General features: G+C 63.4%; 14 protein-coding genes. 13 read left to right on the top strand and 1 reads right to left on the bottom strand.

Annotated elements, in window-relative coordinates:
• Nucleotides 1–17 precede the first annotated feature (17 nt).
• From fusA to LQ144_RS22955, 4 genes are all read left to right on the top strand, one after another.
• Complete coding sequence (gene fusA, locus LQ144_RS08310) at nt 18–2,132, top strand: elongation factor G (RefSeq protein WP_230118104.1); 2,115 nt, start codon at nt 18–20, stop codon at nt 2,130–2,132.
• A gap of 246 nt (nt 2,133–2,378) precedes the next feature.
• Nucleotides 2,379–3,569: an elongation factor Tu gene (gene tuf, locus LQ144_RS08315; protein WP_108600234.1), complete on the top strand. Its 1,191-nt coding sequence runs from the start codon at nt 2,379–2,381 to the stop codon at nt 3,567–3,569.
• A 163-nt stretch (nt 3,570–3,732) separates the two neighbouring features.
• A complete protein-coding gene (locus LQ144_RS08320) occupies nt 3,733–7,896 on the top strand; it encodes a hypothetical protein (RefSeq protein ID WP_230118105.1) in 4,164 nt (1,387 codons plus the stop codon).
• Between the two features lie 64 nt (nt 7,897–7,960).
• Entirely contained in the window at nt 7,961–8,086 is a 126-nt protein-coding gene (locus LQ144_RS22955; protein ID WP_290369732.1) for a hypothetical protein, read from the top strand.
• 14 nt (nt 8,087–8,100) lie between these two features.
• Here the strand turns inward: LQ144_RS22955 and LQ144_RS08325 are convergent, their stop codons facing one another.
• The gene (locus tag LQ144_RS08325; RefSeq protein WP_230118106.1) at nt 8,101–9,549 is read right to left on the bottom strand and encodes a GH1 family beta-glucosidase; all 1,449 of its coding nucleotides are present in this window, start codon (nt 9,547–9,549) and stop codon (nt 8,101–8,103) included.
• A gap of 418 nt (nt 9,550–9,967) precedes the next feature.
• Here LQ144_RS08325 and rpsJ point away from each other — a divergent pair, with 418 nt between their 5' ends.
• The 9 genes from rpsJ to rplP are packed head-to-tail and all read left to right on the top strand — an operon-like array spanning nt 9,968 to nt 14,701.
• The gene (rpsJ, locus tag LQ144_RS08330; RefSeq protein ID WP_038464699.1) at nt 9,968–10,276 is read left to right on the top strand and encodes a 30S ribosomal protein S10; all 309 of its coding nucleotides are present in this window, start codon (nt 9,968–9,970) and stop codon (nt 10,274–10,276) included.
• Between the two features lie 17 nt (nt 10,277–10,293).
• Entirely contained in the window at nt 10,294–10,944 is a 651-nt protein-coding gene (gene rplC, locus LQ144_RS08335) for a 50S ribosomal protein L3 (protein WP_056626643.1), read from the top strand.
• A gap of 4 nt (nt 10,945–10,948) precedes the next feature.
• Nucleotides 10,949–11,569, top strand: a complete 621-nt coding sequence (rplD, locus tag LQ144_RS08340) for a 50S ribosomal protein L4 (RefSeq protein ID WP_230118107.1) — start codon at nt 10,949–10,951, stop codon at nt 11,567–11,569.
• Nucleotides 11,566–11,871 (top strand): 50S ribosomal protein L23, encoded by a 306-nt coding sequence (gene rplW / locus LQ144_RS08345; protein WP_230118108.1) that lies wholly within the window; start codon nt 11,566–11,568, stop codon nt 11,869–11,871. The genes rplD and rplW overlap by 4 nt, the downstream gene beginning before the upstream one ends.
• Before the next feature lie 29 nt (nt 11,872–11,900).
• Nucleotides 11,901–12,740, top strand: a complete 840-nt coding sequence (gene rplB, locus LQ144_RS08350) for a 50S ribosomal protein L2 (RefSeq protein WP_078027238.1) — start codon at nt 11,901–11,903, stop codon at nt 12,738–12,740.
• A gap of 12 nt (nt 12,741–12,752) precedes the next feature.
• Nucleotides 12,753–13,034 carry a 30S ribosomal protein S19 gene (rpsS, locus tag LQ144_RS08355; RefSeq protein WP_011692805.1) on the top strand — a complete coding sequence of 94 codons (282 nt, stop codon included), beginning with the start codon at nt 12,753–12,755 and terminating at the stop codon, nt 13,032–13,034.
• Nucleotides 13,035–13,072: 38 nt separating this feature from the next.
• The gene (gene rplV, locus LQ144_RS08360) at nt 13,073–13,438 is read left to right on the top strand and encodes a 50S ribosomal protein L22 (RefSeq protein WP_003803798.1); all 366 of its coding nucleotides are present in this window, start codon (nt 13,073–13,075) and stop codon (nt 13,436–13,438) included.
• Complete coding sequence (gene rpsC / locus LQ144_RS08365) at nt 13,439–14,284, top strand: 30S ribosomal protein S3 (protein WP_230118109.1); 846 nt, start codon at nt 13,439–13,441, stop codon at nt 14,282–14,284.
• A complete protein-coding gene (gene rplP / locus LQ144_RS08370) occupies nt 14,285–14,701 on the top strand; it encodes a 50S ribosomal protein L16 (RefSeq protein ID WP_013601829.1) in 417 nt (138 codons plus the stop codon). It abuts the gene before it with no gap.
• Nucleotide 14,702 lies beyond the last annotated feature (1 nt).

Consider the following 14,702-nt stretch of genomic DNA (forward strand, 5'->3'; position numbering starts at 1 on the left):
TCCGAAAGGGAGACACCGTGGCACAGGACGTGCTTACAGACCTTAGTAAGGTCCGCAACATCGGCATCATGGCCCACATTGATGCCGGCAAGACCACCACCACCGAGCGCATTCTGTTCTACACAGGTGTGAACCACAAGATCGGCGAAACGCACGACGGCGCGTCGACCACCGACTGGATGGAACAGGAAAAGGAACGCGGCATCACCATCACGTCTGCCGCCGTGACCTGCTTCTGGGAAAACAACCAGATCAACATCATTGACACCCCGGGCCACGTGGACTTCACGGTTGAGGTTGAGCGCTCCCTGCGCGTCCTCGACGGTGCAGTTGCCGTGTTCGACGGCAAGGAAGGCGTTGAGCCGCAGTCCGAGACCGTTTGGCGTCAGGCTGACAAGTACAACGTTCCGCGTATCTGCTTCGTCAACAAGATGGACAAGCTCGGTGCTGACTTCTACTTCACCGTAGACACGATCATCAGCCGTCTTGGCGCCAAGCCGCTGGTCATGCAGCTGCCCATCGGTGCAGAGAACGACTTCGTTGGCGTCGTCGACCTGCTCTACATGCGCGCACTCGTATGGCCCGGCGATGCCAAGGGCGATGTGACCATGGGCGCCAAGTACGAGGTCCAGGAGATCCCGGCTGACCTCAAGGAAAAGGCCGAGGAGTACCGCGCAGCGCTTGTCGAGGCCGTCGCCGAGTCCTCTGAAGAACTCATGGAAAAGTACCTCGAAGGTGAAGAAATCACCGTCGATGAGCTCAAGGCCGGCATCCGCAAGATGACGATCAACTCTGAGCTGTACCCGGTCTTCTGTGGTTCCGCCTTCAAGAACCGCGGCGTCCAGCCGATGCTTGATGCAGTGGTGGACTACCTGCCGAACCCGCTCGACGTCCCGCCGATGATCGGTCACGATCCTCGCGACGAAGAGAAGGAACTGACGCGCGCGCCGTCTTCCGAGGAGCCGTTCTCGGCTCTGGCCTTCAAGATTGCTGCCCACCCGTTCTTCGGTCAGCTCACCTTCATCCGCGTGTACTCCGGTCACGTCGAGGCAGGTGCCCAGGTGGTCAACTCCACCAAGGGCAAGAAGGAGCGCATCGGCAAGCTGTTCCAGATGCACGCCAACAAGGAAATGCCCGTCGAGGGCGCTACCGCCGGCCACATCTACGCAGCGATCGGGCTGAAGGACACCACCACGGGCGACACCCTGTGCGACTCCAGCAACCAGATCGTCCTCGAGTCCATGAGCTTCCCGGAGCCCGTGATCTCTGTGGCGATCGAGCCGAACACCAAGGGTGACCAGGAGAAGCTCTCCACGGCCATCCAGAAGCTCTCCGCTGAGGACCCGACCTTCCAGGTCTCCCTCAACGAAGACACCGGCCAGACCATCATCGCCGGCATGGGCGAGCTCCACCTGGACATCCTGGTGGACCGCATGCGCCGCGAGTTCAAGGTCGAGGCGAACGTTGGCAAGCCGCAGGTTGCTTACCGCGAAACCATCAAGCGTGGTGTAGAGCGTCACGACTACACGCACAAGAAGCAGACCGGTGGTTCGGGCCAGTTCGCGAAGATCCAGATCGCGATCGCGCCGTTGGACACGTCCGAAGGCGAGCTGTACGAGTTCGAGAACAAGGTCACTGGTGGCCGTATCCCGCGCGAGTACATCCCGTCCGTTGACGCCGGTATCCAGGATGCACTGAACGACGGCGTCCTGGCCGGCTACCCGGTTGTTGGCATCAAGGCGACGCTGATTGACGGCGCGTACCACGATGTTGACTCCTCGGAAATGGCGTTCAAGATCGCCGGCCGTATGGCTTTCAAGGAAGCCGCACGCAAGGCGAACCCCATCCTGCTCGAACCGCTGATGGATGTCGAGGTCCGCACCCCTGAGGAATACATGGGTGAAGTTATTGGTGACCTCAACTCCCGCCGTGGCCAGATGCAGTCCATGGAGGATGCCCAGGGCGTCAAGGTTATCCGTGCGCACGTCCCGCTGTCCGGCATGTTCGGCTACATCGGCGACCTGCGTTCAAAGACCCAGGGCCGCGCTGTGTACTCCATGACGTTCCACAGCTACGCGGAGGTCCCGAAGGCATTTGCCGACGAGATCATCCAGAAGAACCGCGGCGAATAGTCTTCCGACTGTCCTCGCGAGCAACTTGGGTGTGATTCCGGAAACGGAACCTCGCCCGGCGCAGACGGCCGGCCCCGGTCCTGATCGGATCCTGCCGTCTGCGCAAACAGGCTCTAGGCACTAGTATTAGTTCCTGAATCTGCAAATTTCACCAATCCAAAGCCCCCCAAGTAGACTTGCTGAAGTTTCTGCCGCGACAAGCGCGGTCGAAGGGTAAGTCATTTGAAAACGTTCTAGGAGGAACCTGTGGCAAAGGCAAAGTTCGAGCGGACTAAGCCGCACGTTAACATCGGTACCATTGGTCACGTTGACCACGGTAAGACGACGTTGACGGCCGCCATTTCCAAGGTGCTGTACGACAAGTACCCGACTCTCAACGAGCAGCGCGACTTCGCGTCTATTGACTCTGCTCCCGAAGAGCGTCAGCGCGGCATTACCATCAACATTTCCCACGTTGAGTACCAGACCGAGAAGCGCCACTACGCACACGTAGACGCTCCGGGTCACGCTGACTACATCAAGAACATGATCACCGGTGCTGCACAGATGGACGGTGCAATCCTCGTGGTTGCCGCCACTGACGGCCCGATGGCTCAGACCCGCGAGCACGTTCTGCTCGCCCGCCAGGTTGGTGTTCCCTACCTGCTGGTCGCGCTGAACAAGTCCGACATGGTCGATGACGAAGAGCTCCTCGACCTCGTCGAAATGGAAGTTCGTGAGCTGCTTTCGGCTCAGGGCTTCGATGGCGATGAGGCTCCGGTTGTTCGCGTTTCCGGCCTTAAGGCACTCGAAGGCGACCCGGTTTGGGTTAAGTCCGTCGAGGACCTCATGGAAGCTGTCGACAACTCCGTTCCGGACCCGGTACGTGACCGTGACAAGCCGTTCCTGATGCCGATCGAAGACGTCTTCACCATCACCGGCCGTGGCACCGTTGTAACGGGCCGCGCCGAGCGTGGAACCCTCGCCATCAACTCCGAGGTCGAGATCGTCGGTATCCGCCCGGTCCAGAAGACCACGGTTACCGGTATCGAGATGTTCCACAAGCAGCTCGACGAAGCATGGGCGGGCGAGAACTGTGGCCTCCTGCTCCGCGGTCTGAAGCGCGATGACGTAGAGCGTGGCCAGGTTGTCGTCAAGCCGGGTTCCATCACCCCGCACACCGACTTCGAGGCTAACGTCTACATCCTCTCCAAGGACGAAGGCGGACGTCACAACCCGTTCTACTCCAACTACCGCCCGCAGTTCTACTTCCGCACCACGGACGTAACCGGCGTTATCACCCTGCCGGAAGGCACGGAAATGGTTATGCCTGGCGACAACACTGAGATGACCGTTGCGCTCATCCAGCCCATCGCCATGGAAGAGGGCCTCGGCTTCGCTATCCGCGAAGGCGGCCGCACCGTTGGTTCGGGACGCGTCACCAAGATCATCAAGTAGTCCTTGCTGATCATGGATCAGAGGGCCCGGTAACGGCCTGACGGATCTTCTAAACAGCCCCGCTGCTAGTGCAGCGGGGCTGTTTTTTGCTATCCTTTATCCATTCATTGGATTAATTGCTGCCGGGGCGTTGCGCCGCCAGCAGTGGTCGGAAGGCGGCGGCATGTGGACCTCTACTGATGAGGCGTACAGCGCCGGCTTTAGGGCCGGCCATCTCCAAGGATGGCTGGACGCTTTGGCCAATACCGAGGCAGCGACTGAACCGGCAGCGGGTGAACCGGACCGGCCGGCCTCGCTCGCTGCGCCTCCCTCGCCCGCCAGCCAGCCGCGGCCGCCGGCAGCCGGGCCGGTGAGGCGGCCGGCTCCGTTGGGACCGGCAACCGCTCCGGTGTACGCTTCCGTCCCTCCGCATGTGGAGGCAGAACTCCGTGCGGAGCGGGACATGGCGCGGGCCAAACGTGAGCGGCAGAATATCAATGTCACGCTCTACGTCGCCAGTTTGCTCCTGGTCGCCGCCGGTGCGCTCTTTGTTGGCACGGGGCTTCCCGTGCCACTTCGGTTTGCCGGCGTGTGCGCCATCACCGCGCTGTTTTATGCTGCGGGACTGATGCTCCATGCGAGGGCGCCGCGGCTGAGGCCTGCCGCCGTTGCCTTCTCGGGCACCGGGCTGGCATTGATTCCCGTGACAGGCCTCGCGATGTACAGCCTTGCCCTCCACAATGCTCCGCTTGCCTGGCTGGTTACATCGGCCGTCGGCACCGCGGCATACGTCATGGCGGCCGTCCGGCTCGAGAGCCGGGTCCTCGTCTATCTCTCACTGAGCTTCGTTGCGTCCACCGCCTGGTCCGGGGTGTCCGTCCTGGGTGGGGCGCTGATCTGGTACTTCACTGCACTGATCGGGGTGGCGGTTTTCTTCACTGTCCTGGCCATACTGAAGCCGCGGTGGCTGCCGCCCCTGTACGTCAGGCCGCTTGCCCAGTTGCATCCGTTCATCGTTCCCGCCGTGGCGGTGGCTGCCACCTTGGTTCCGCTGATGCTCGGACGCGGTGACTACGCCCGGATCATGGCGATGTGCGGATGCTATTTCGCGGTGACGTCCGTGGCCCCCGGGGCGCAGTTCCGGACGCTCCAGTTTCTGGCTGCCCGGGCAAGCCTGACGGTGGCGGCGTCAGTGGCCGTCTGGAACCTGAGCGGGCGGGGGAGTGCCGCCCTTGCCGCGGCGGCCGTGCTGCTGGCCATCCAGGCCCTTGTGTCGGTCGTGGGTAATGGGCCTCCGGACCAGGAACGCACAGCGGGCCGGCTGGGAGCCTGGCGCCTCCCGTCCCTGCTCCTTGGCGTCCTGCACCACCGCCGGTGGAGGCTGGACGTCCTCGTCACCTTTGCCCTGGAGCTGCTGCTGACGGTGGCCTACGCCGTGGCGGAGCGGCTCGACTTCCTGGCCGGGCCGCCGGTGGGTGCGGACGGCAGCCCGCTGTGGGCCCTCGCGCTGCTGGCGCTGCTGACGGGCGCGGTGCTTGCGGCCAGGCACCGCGAGAGGGCCGAGTGGGCCCCGGTTGCTGCGCTCGGCATGGCCATACTGCTGGCGGACTGGCTCGGGGCGTGGACGCTGGTGGGACTGCTCGTCGCCGGAGCCGCCTTCTGGGCCGTGTGCTCCCGCCCCCGCACGGAGCCGCTGCGCCTGCATTTTGTCCTCGCAGCGCGCATCACCCTCACGGTGGCGGTGCCTGTCCTGACGGCGGCAGTCGTCGGCGAGAACGACGCACGCTTCCGGGCCGCAGCCCTGGCGCTCTGCCTTGTCCTGGTCATTCAGCAGCTGGCAACAGCTGCGATGATCCGCCTCCACGTGCCAGCGCTGACGCCGCAGATCAGCCTGGCCGTGTTCACCGTCGCGGGCGTGGGAACCATGGCTGCGCTGGTGCTCGGCGAACCCGAGCCGTTCCTCTATCCGGCGTCAGAACACTTTGGCGGCATCGCCATCGGTGCCCAGCTCATGGCATCGCTGGCCGCCGGCCTGCACCTGTTTCGCCGATACGGGGAGGAGCCCTGGCGGCCGTCCATCGCGGAAGCCGTTCCGTTGGCCGTCTCGCTTGTTGCCGTGCCGCTTGCCTTCGGCGCAGTATCGCTCACGCTGGGAAACTCCGCGTTGCTGACCGTTACGGGCTACCTGGCAGTGACTGCCATCCGCGCCGGCAGGACAGGCTCCAGCATGGCATCCGCGGGAACGCCAACCCAGGGACGGTACTACTCGTGGTTCAGCCGCGCCGCCGCGACCTCTCTGGTGCTGACAGTGTTCCATCAGATTCTGCGGGACAACGGCCCCATCCTCGTGGGCGGCGAGGCGCTGGCCCCGGCCACTGTCCTCGCCGTCGCACTATCCCTCCAGCTCGCAATACCCCTGCGGGCTGCAGCCCGCGGCAGGGTACAAGACAGCCAGTTGGCAGACGCTGCCGTGCTTCTGGCGCTGCAGTCGGCCGCGATCGTATTAGCGGCGGCCACGGTCTTCGCGTCGGAAACCCCGTCGTGGCAGGCCACGTTCGCACCGCTGCTCCTGGCCGGGGGAGCCGCAGCCGCCGGCTACGTGCTGCGGACGCACCGGTGGTCTGCGGTGTTCGCTCCGGCAGCGTTGGCCCTGCTGCTGGTGCTGCGCGGGGCAAGTCTTCCCGACGTCGAAATCCTGCTGGGTGTCTTCGCGGTCTTCAGCGCAGCCATGGTGGCTGCCGTGGAGGACCGCACATCAAAGGGCGCGTACTTCGCTGCCGCCCGCATCCTTGCGGCAGCGCTGGCAGTGGTGCTCAGTCATGACGTTTCGGCCTCACCCACCGTTGTTGCTGTGACCTTCGCGCTCGTGCTCGCGGCGCAGCACGTGATCCGCTGGCTCATGCGGCACCGCCTTACGGAGGTTCCCTTCCAGCAGGCAGCCGTCTGGATCACGCTGGCCAGCCAGGCGATTCTTCCGATCGCGTACGTAGCGCAACCATTCCGGGCGGGATTGATTGCGGACGACGGCGGCCGCTGGGTAGTGCTGTTGTCCCTGCTTCTGCTGCTGGTCTCCGCTGTCGCTGCCGGCCGGTTGTTTGCCGCCCGGGGGGCTGCCTACCTGGCTGTGTATGCGGCGCTGTTCGCGGTGGTTGCGATGGGGCCGCTTCTGCCCTTCGGGCAACTTTTTGCGGCCACTGCTTTCCTGGCAGCCCCCTTGCTGGGTCATGCAGGCGTCGCGCTGGCGCTGCTGGGGCTGTCCCTGGCCGCCACGGTAGGCGGAACACTCTTCCGGCACAGGAACGGCGGCGGCGTTGACCACTGGCTGTGGCTGGCGGCAGCCGTCTCCTTCGGCACCGCGTCAGCCATGCTGGCACCTCCGTCCGGGGACTGGATTGCCGGTGCGGCGGTGCTGGGTCTTTCGGCGGCGTGCTTTGCGGCGTCGCATGTGGAGTGCATGCCCGGGTTCTACCCGCCGGCAGTCCTGGCTGCGCTGACAGGGGCCACGATGACGGCGGACGGAATCCTCGGGGATGTTCCGGGGCTTTGGGGCTTCTACCTTCCGTGGCTGGCAGGGTGCGGAACCGCGGCCGCAGCACTCTACGTTGCCGGAAAGATTCGCGGCCACCGGCCGCACGGCCGGGAGCCGCTGGCCGAAGGATCGCCCGCCGCGGCCAGTCAGGGCGGCGACGTTCGCTTTCTTGCACTGGTCGGGGCTGCCGTCCTGGGCCTCGCCGTGGCGGGAATTGTGGGGCTGCTGTACAGCGAGACGTCGTGGGCGGGAGCAGCGCTGGTGACCATGACCGCCGTCGTGATTTGGCTGGAGGTCCCGGCTGCGGTGCGACGCCCGGCAGCAGAACTCGGGTCCTTGGCCGTGACGGCCGCCGTCCAGCGTGCGGCGCTCTTCGCCGCTCCCTCCCAGCAGCACGCGGGCTGGCTGGACGGGATCTTGCCTGGCTCCTCCTGGCCGGATACATTCTGGACGGTCCAGTGGTACGTGGTCCTCGCCTCGGTGCTTGGCGTGCTGCGGTATAGGTCGGGCCAGCCCGGCGCCGGCAGGCTGTATCTTGGCCTCGCCGCCGCTCTGGTCTCGTTGTGCGGCCTCCTGGTGATCTTCGGCGGCAATGGTGCCCAGCAACTCTGGGTGCTGGCGTTCTTTGCAGCGGTGCTGGTGGTGGGGCTGGGGTACAGCGAACGTATGCTCGTCTGGTGGGGTGCAGCGGGGGTTGGGCTGTGCATCATGTGGGCGATACGCCAGTACACCTACGTGCTGCTGGCGCTGATCGCCGTCGGCCTCATCGCGCTCGCCCTCCGGAAGCTCAGCCGCAGCAAGCCTGCCGGGACCGACTGACGGACGGACTGGCTGACTGCGTGATGTGCCCTGCTATCGTTGCTGAAAAGAGAGGTGGCACATCATGGGATGGCTTATCTTCCTGATCGTGGCTGTAATCGTTGTTGCCGGTGTGTTCTGGGCCAAGAAGCATTTCCGCAACGAGATTGAACGCGCAAAGCGCATCAACCGCGCCAACAAGAACCAGTAACCCGCGGCGGTTCCTCAGGCGAGCGCCTTCCGCGCCCGGCTGAGCGCCTGAAGCCAGTAGAAGGACTTCTTGGGGGTGCGCTTGAGCGTGTCAAAGTCTACGTGGACCAGGCCGAAACGCTGGGAGTACCCGGCCGCCCACTCGAAGTTGTCCATCAGGGTCCAGACGTAATAGCCCAGCAGTTCCACATCGTGTGCAATACCGCCGGGGGCGGTGGAAACCATGGCCTGGTGCAGATGGTGGGCCAGATAGTCGATGCGCCTGGTATCCGCGATGGGACCAGTGACGTGCTCCGGCTCCGGGAAGCTTGCACCGCTTTCTGTGATGTACAGCGGCGGCAGCGCAGCCCCGTACCGGTCTTTGAGTTCACGCAGCAGGATTCCCAGATGCTCGGGCGCAACCGGCCAGCCGAAGCCCGTGGTGTCGTATTCCGGGAAGGCCGCCAGATGGAACGGCATGCGGGCCATGGCGTCCGCGGTTCCGGCCGGGGTGTCTGCGGAACCCTGCCCGGTGGCAACCTTCACGGGGTAGTAGTAGTTCACCCCATAGAAGTCGAGAGGCTGGCTGATGAGGCGGAGGTCGTCGTCGGACGCTTTGGTCAGGGATCTGAACCAGGGCTTGGCTGCGGCCGGAGGTTTCGGGTAGCGGCCCAGGAGGATGGGGTCGGCGTAAACCCTGTTGAGGACCAGGTCAAACACCCTCGCCAGCAGCCGGTCGGTCAGTTTCCGCGACGCCGGGCGCACGGGCGAATGCAGGTTGGTGACACCGATGCCACCGGCGACACCCGCCGCCCGGAGCGCCTGGACGGCAAGCCCGTGGCCCAGCAGTTGGTTGTGAACGGAGGGCAAGGCGTCCAACAGCAGATCCCGGCCGGGCGCGTGAACGCCCAGGGCATAGCCGTTCAGGGTCACGGACACAGGCTCGTTCAGTGTGACCCACTGCGCCACGCGGTCGCCGAGCCGTCCGCCGGCGGCCGCGGCATATTCCGCGAAGTGCTCCGCCGTGGCACGGTTCATCCAGCCGCCGCTGTGTTCGAGGGGGAGCGGAGTATCCCAGTGGTAGAGGGTGGCCATGGGGGAGATGCCGGCGGCCAGCAGCTGGTCGATCAGCCTGTCGTAAAAATCCAGGCCGTGCGAATTGATGGCGCCCCGCCCGTCGGGCTGGATCCGCGGCCAGGAAAGGGAGAAGCGGTAGGAGTCGATGCCCAGTTCCCGCATGAGGGCCACGTCTTCGGGCGCGCGGTTGTAATGGTCGCAGGCCACTGCAGGGGAGTGCCCGTCAACGATGTTCCCGGGTTTTTCGGCGAAAGCGTCCCAGCCGGACGGTCCTCGGCCGTCGGCGGCCAGGGAGCCCTCGATCTGAAACGCTGCTGCAGCCACCCCCAGGGTGAAACCGGGTCTGAGCCGCCCCGCGAGATCCTGAACCGAAGCGGTGTTTACGGCGTCAGCATTCTGCACGGCCATTCACCTATCATCCATTCGAAGATTGCCGAAGGCAATGACCGCCTGGGGAGGCCGTCACCCGCACCGAGGATGTCCGCACGCGGGCCTGACAAGGCCTGATTCGCATCCGGCAGCAAAATCCGGCATACTAGATGAGTTGTTCAAGCGCTTCTTCGCGTCCCGATCCGGATAATGCCGGGTGACAGGGTCCAGGTCGAAGTCCAAACATAACCCACTCCCCATGGAACTGCGGGCTCGCACGCTTCGAAGGTGCGACACGCCCGACCGCGGGGGTCGGTTACGTCGGCAGGTTGAGGAACCCGGATTTATCCGGATTCAGTTTGTGCGGCGGGTGGTAGTTCAGACTTCAAATGCTTCGGCAGCCACATACAACAGGTAAGTAAACAGAGCAGCATTTACTGAAAGAGAGTCAGGCGACATGGCGGGACAAAAAATCCGCATCCGGCTGAAGTCATACGACCACGAGGTCATTGACGTTTCAGCACGGAAGATCGTTGAGACGGTCACGCGCGCAGGCGCAACGGTAGTGGGCCCCGTGCCGCTGCCGACGGAGAAGAACATTTACTGCGTAATCCGCTCTCCCCACAAGTACAAGGACAGCCGCGAGCACTTTGAAATGCGCACGCACAAGCGTCTGATCGACATCATCGACCCCACGCCCAAGGCTGTTGACTCGCTTATGCGTCTCGACCTGCCGGCCGACGTGAACATCGAAATCAAGCTGTAGGGAGGTGCTGAGAGACTATGACCGCAACCCGTAACGTAAAGGGCCTGCTGGGCACGAAGCTCGGCATGACCCAGGTCTGGGACGAGAACAACAAGCTCATCCCCGTCACTGTTGTCCAGGCTGACTCGAACGTCATCACCCAGCTGCGTAACGCAGAGACTGATGGCTACGTCGCCGTTCAGATCGGCTACGGCCAGATCGATCCCCGCAAGGTCACCAAGCCGCTGGCTGGTCACTTTGAAAAGGCAGGCGTCACGCCTCGCCGCCACGTCGTCGAACTGCGCACTGCAGATGCTGACTCTTACGAGCTGGGCCAGGAGCTCTCTGTAGAGCTCTTCGAAGCCGGCCAGAAGATCGACGTTATCGGCACCACCAAGGGTAAGGGCTTCGCCGGTGTTATGAAGCGTCACGGCTTCCACGGCGTTGGAGCTTCCCACGGTGCCCACAAGAACCACCGTAAGCCCGGTTCAATCGGTGGCGCATCCACCCCGAGCCGCGTCTTCAAGGGCATGAAAATGGCCGGCCGCATGGGCGCCGTTCGTCACACCACGCTGAACCTCACTGTTCACGCGGTTGACGTCGAGAAGTCGCTGCTCCTGATCAAGGGTGCCGTCCCCGGCGCCCGCGGCCAGGTCGTACTCGTACGCACCGCCGTGAAGGGAGCCTAGTTCAATGACTAGCACTGTCAAGGTTGACCTGCCCGCAGAGATCTTCGACGTACAGACCAACGTGCCGCTGCTGCACCAGGTCGTCGTTGCACAGCTCGCTGCTGCTCGCCAGGGTACCCACAAGACCAAGACCCGCGCCGAAGTTTCCGGTGCAGGCCGCAAGCCGTTCAAGCAGAAGGGTACCGGCCGCGCCCGTCAGGGTTCCATCCGTGCTCCTCACATGACCGGCGGTGGCGTTGTCCACGGTCCGACTCCTCGCGACTACAGCCAGCGCACCCCCAAGAAGATGATTGCTGCTGCACTTCGCGGCGCACTGTCTGACCGCGCCCGTAACGGACGCATCCACGTCATTGCTGACCTGGTCGCCGGCTCCACGCCGTCCTCCAAGGAAGCACTGGCAACGCTGCGCGGCGTCTCCGAGCGCAAGAACCTGCTCGTTGTCATTGAGCGCGCCAACGATGTTGCTGCACTGTCCGTGCGCAACCTCGAGGAAGTTCACGTTCTGTACGCAGACCAGCTGAACACCTACGACGTTCTCGTTTCCGACGACGTAGTCTTCACCAAGGCTGCCTATGAAGCATTCGTTGCTGACAAGGCTGCAAAGAACGAGGAGGATGCCAAGTGAGCGCAGCCACCATCAAAGACCCGCGCGACGTCGTGCTTGCACCCGTTGTTTCGGAAAAGAGCTACGGCCTGATCGATGAGGGCAAGTACACCTTCCTGGTGGACCCCCGCTCGAACAAGACCGAGATCAAGCTGGCCGTGGAGAAAATTTTCTCCGTCAAGGTCGAATCGATCAACACCATCAACCGTGCCGGTAAGCGCAAGCGCACCAAATTCGGATGGGGTATCCGCAAGAACACCAAGCGTGCGATTGTCACCCTCAAAGAAGGCACTATCGACATCTTCGGCGGTCCGCTCGCGTAGCGGAGACCACTTTAACGAGGAAATAAATTATGGGAATCCGTAAATACAAGCCGACTACCCCGGGCCGTCGCGGCTCGAGCGTAGCTGACTTCACCGAAATCACGCGGTCGACGCCGGAAAAGTCGTTGGTACGTCCGCTGCCCAAAAAGGGTGGCCGTAACAACTCCGGCAAGATCACAACCCGTCACAAGGGTGGTGGACACAAGCGCCAGTACCGTCTGATCGACTTCCGTCGCCACGACAAGGACGGCGTCAACGCCCGCGTTGCCGAAATCGAGTACGATCCGAACCGCACGGCTCGCATCGCCCTCCTGCACTACGTTGATGGCACCAAGCGTTACATCATCGCCCCGAACAAGCTCTCCCAGGGTGACTTCGTAGAGGCCGGTGCCGACGCTGATATCAAGCCCGGCAACAACCTGCCCCTGCGCAACATCCCTGTGGGTACCGTTATCCACGCAGTTGAACTGCGCCCGGGTGGCGGCGCCAAGATGGCACGTTCCGCTGGAGCTTCTGTTCAGCTCGTCGCCAAGGAAGGCCGTTTCGCCCAGCTGCGTCTGCCTTCCGGTGAAATCCGCAACGTTGATGTGCGCTGCCGCGCAACCATCGGCGAGGTCGGCAACGCCGAACAGTCGAACATCAACTGGGGCAAGGCCGGCCGTATGCGCTGGAAGGGCGTCCGCCCGACCGTCCGTGGTGTCGCCATGAACCCGGTTGACCACCCGCACGGTGGTGGCGAGGGTAAGACGTCCGGTGGACGTCACCCCGTCAACCCGAACGGTAAGCGTGAGGGCCGCACCCGCCGCCCGAACAAAGAGAGCGACAAGCTTATTGTGCGTCGTCGTCGTACTGGCAAGAACAAGCGATAGGAGCCTGGACACATGCCACGCAGCCTGAAAAAAGGTCCTTTCGTTGACCAGCACCTCTTTGTGAAGGTGGACAGGGAAAACGAAAAGGGCACCAAGAACGTCATCAAGACCTGGTCCCGCCGCTCGATGATCATCCCCGACATGCTCGGGCACACGATCGCCGTGCACGACGGACGCAAGCACATTCCGGTGTTTGTCACCGAGTCGATGGTCGGGCACAAGCTCGGCGAATTCGCTCCCACGCGGACATTCCGCGGCCATGTCAAGGACGACCGTAAGGGCAAGCGCCGCTAGGCGCCTGCACTTACGTCAAAGACGAGAGAAGGAAAGCAATGGAAGCCAAGGCAATTGCGCGTCACATCCGCGTAACGCCTATGAAGGCCCGGCGCGTCGTCAACCTTGTTCGTGGTAAGCAAGCGAACGAGGCTCTGGCAATTCTGAAGTTTGCCCCCCAGGCAGCTTCAGAGCCGGTATTCAAGGTAGTTCAGTCGGCAATCTCGAACGCCCGGGTCCTCGCGGACCGCGACGGTGTTGCGTTTGACGAAGGTGACCTCATCATCAGCGAAGCGTTTGTTGATGAAGGCCCGACCATGAAGCGGTTCCAGCCGCGTGCTCAGGGTCGTGCATTTCAGATCAAGAAGCGCACGAGCCACATCACCGTGGTAGTCGCTACCCCGGAGAAAGAGGAGGCTCGCTAAGTGGGACAGAAAGTTAACCCGCACGGGTTCCGACTCGGCATCACCACCGATCACGTATCGCACTGGTTTGCTGACAGCACCAAGGCTGGCCAGCGGTACAAGGACTTCGTTCGCGAAGACATCCGTATCCGCCAGCTCATGTCCACGGGCATGGAGCGCGCCGGTATCGCCAAGGTCGAAATCGAACGCACCCGCGACCGTGTCCGCGTGGATATCCACACGGCACGTCCGGGCATCGTTATCGGCCGCCGCGGCGCAGAAGCAGACCGCATCCGCGGCGAGCTCGAAAAGCTCACCGGCAAGCAGGTCCAGCTGAACATCCTCGAGGTCAAGAACCCCGAGATGGAAGCCCAGCTTGTTGCCCAGGGCGTTGCTGAGCAGCTGACTTCCCGTGTGGCTTTCCGCCGTGCGATGAAGAAGGCCATGCAGTCCGCACAGCGTGCCGGTGCCAAGGGTATCCGTATCGCTTGCTCCGGCCGTCTGGGTGGCGCAGAAATGTCCCGCTCGGAGTTCTACCGCGAAGGCCGTGTGCCCCTGCACACCCTCCGCGCGAACATCGACTACGGCTTCTACGAAGCCAAGACCACCTTCGGCCGCATCGGCGTGAAGGTCTGGATCTACAAGGGTGACGTCACGTCCAAGGAACTGGCTCAGCAGGCAGCTGCTGCTCCGTCCCGTGGACGCGGTGCCAGCGACCGTCCGGGCCGCCCGGGTGGCGCTGACCGTGGTGACCGCCGCCGTCGTACCGACCGTCCGGCAGCCGAAGCAGCTCCTGCTGCTGCAGCTCCGGCAGCCGATGCCGCTTCTGCCGCACCGGCACAGGCAGCAGAAGGAGGACAGGCTTAAATGCTTATCCCACGTCGAGTCAAGCACCGTAAGCAGCACCACCCGGGTCGTTCCGGCGCTGCTACGGGCGGCACCAAGGTCTCCTTCGGTGAGTACGGCATCCAGGCCCTGAGCCCGGCTTACGTAACGAACCGTCAGATCGAGTCTGCCCGTATTGCGATGACCCGCCACATCAAGCGTGGCGGTAAGGTCTGGATCAACATCTACCCGGACCGTCCCCTGACGAAGAAGCCGGCCGAAACCCGCATGGGTTCCGGTAAGGGTTCTCCGGAATGGTGGGTCGCAAACGTCAAGCCGGGCCGGGTTCTCTTTGAGATCTCCGGTGTCGAAGAATCGGTTGCTCGCGAGGCACTGCGCCTGGCAATCCACAAGCTCCCGTTGAAGGCACGCATTCTGCGTCGCGAAGGTGGTGAATAGA

Origin of the sequence: Arthrobacter sp. Bi83, from assembly GCF_918698095.1 — a bacterium.
In the GTDB taxonomy this organism is placed as follows: domain Bacteria; phylum Actinomycetota; class Actinomycetes; order Actinomycetales; family Micrococcaceae; genus Arthrobacter.

Bases quoted from the DNA above. Each gene is read 5' to 3' on its own strand.
- rplC (WP_056626643.1), top strand. From the start codon at position 10,294: ATGACCGCAACCCGTAACGTAAAGGGCCTGCTGGGCACGAAGCTCGGC.
- rplB (WP_078027238.1), top strand. From the start codon at position 11,901: ATGGGAATCCGTAAATACAAGCCGACTACCCCGGGCCGTCGCGGCTCG.
- LQ144_RS08320 (WP_230118105.1), top strand. From the start codon at position 3,733: ATGTGGACCTCTACTGATGAGGCGTACAGCGCCGGCTTTAGGGCCGGC.
- rplP (WP_013601829.1), top strand. From the start codon at position 14,285: ATGCTTATCCCACGTCGAGTCAAGCACCGTAAGCAGCACCACCCGGGT.
- rpsS (WP_011692805.1), top strand. From the start codon at position 12,753: ATGCCACGCAGCCTGAAAAAAGGTCCTTTCGTTGACCAGCACCTCTTT.
- LQ144_RS08325 (WP_230118106.1), bottom strand. From the start codon at position 9,549: ATGGCCGTGCAGAATGCTGACGCCGTAAACACCGCTTCGGTTCAGGAT.
- rpsJ (WP_038464699.1), top strand. From the start codon at position 9,968: ATGGCGGGACAAAAAATCCGCATCCGGCTGAAGTCATACGACCACGAG.
- LQ144_RS22955 (WP_290369732.1), top strand. From the start codon at position 7,961: ATGGGATGGCTTATCTTCCTGATCGTGGCTGTAATCGTTGTTGCCGGT.
- rplD (WP_230118107.1), top strand. From the start codon at position 10,949: ATGACTAGCACTGTCAAGGTTGACCTGCCCGCAGAGATCTTCGACGTA.
- rplV (WP_003803798.1), top strand. From the start codon at position 13,073: ATGGAAGCCAAGGCAATTGCGCGTCACATCCGCGTAACGCCTATGAAG.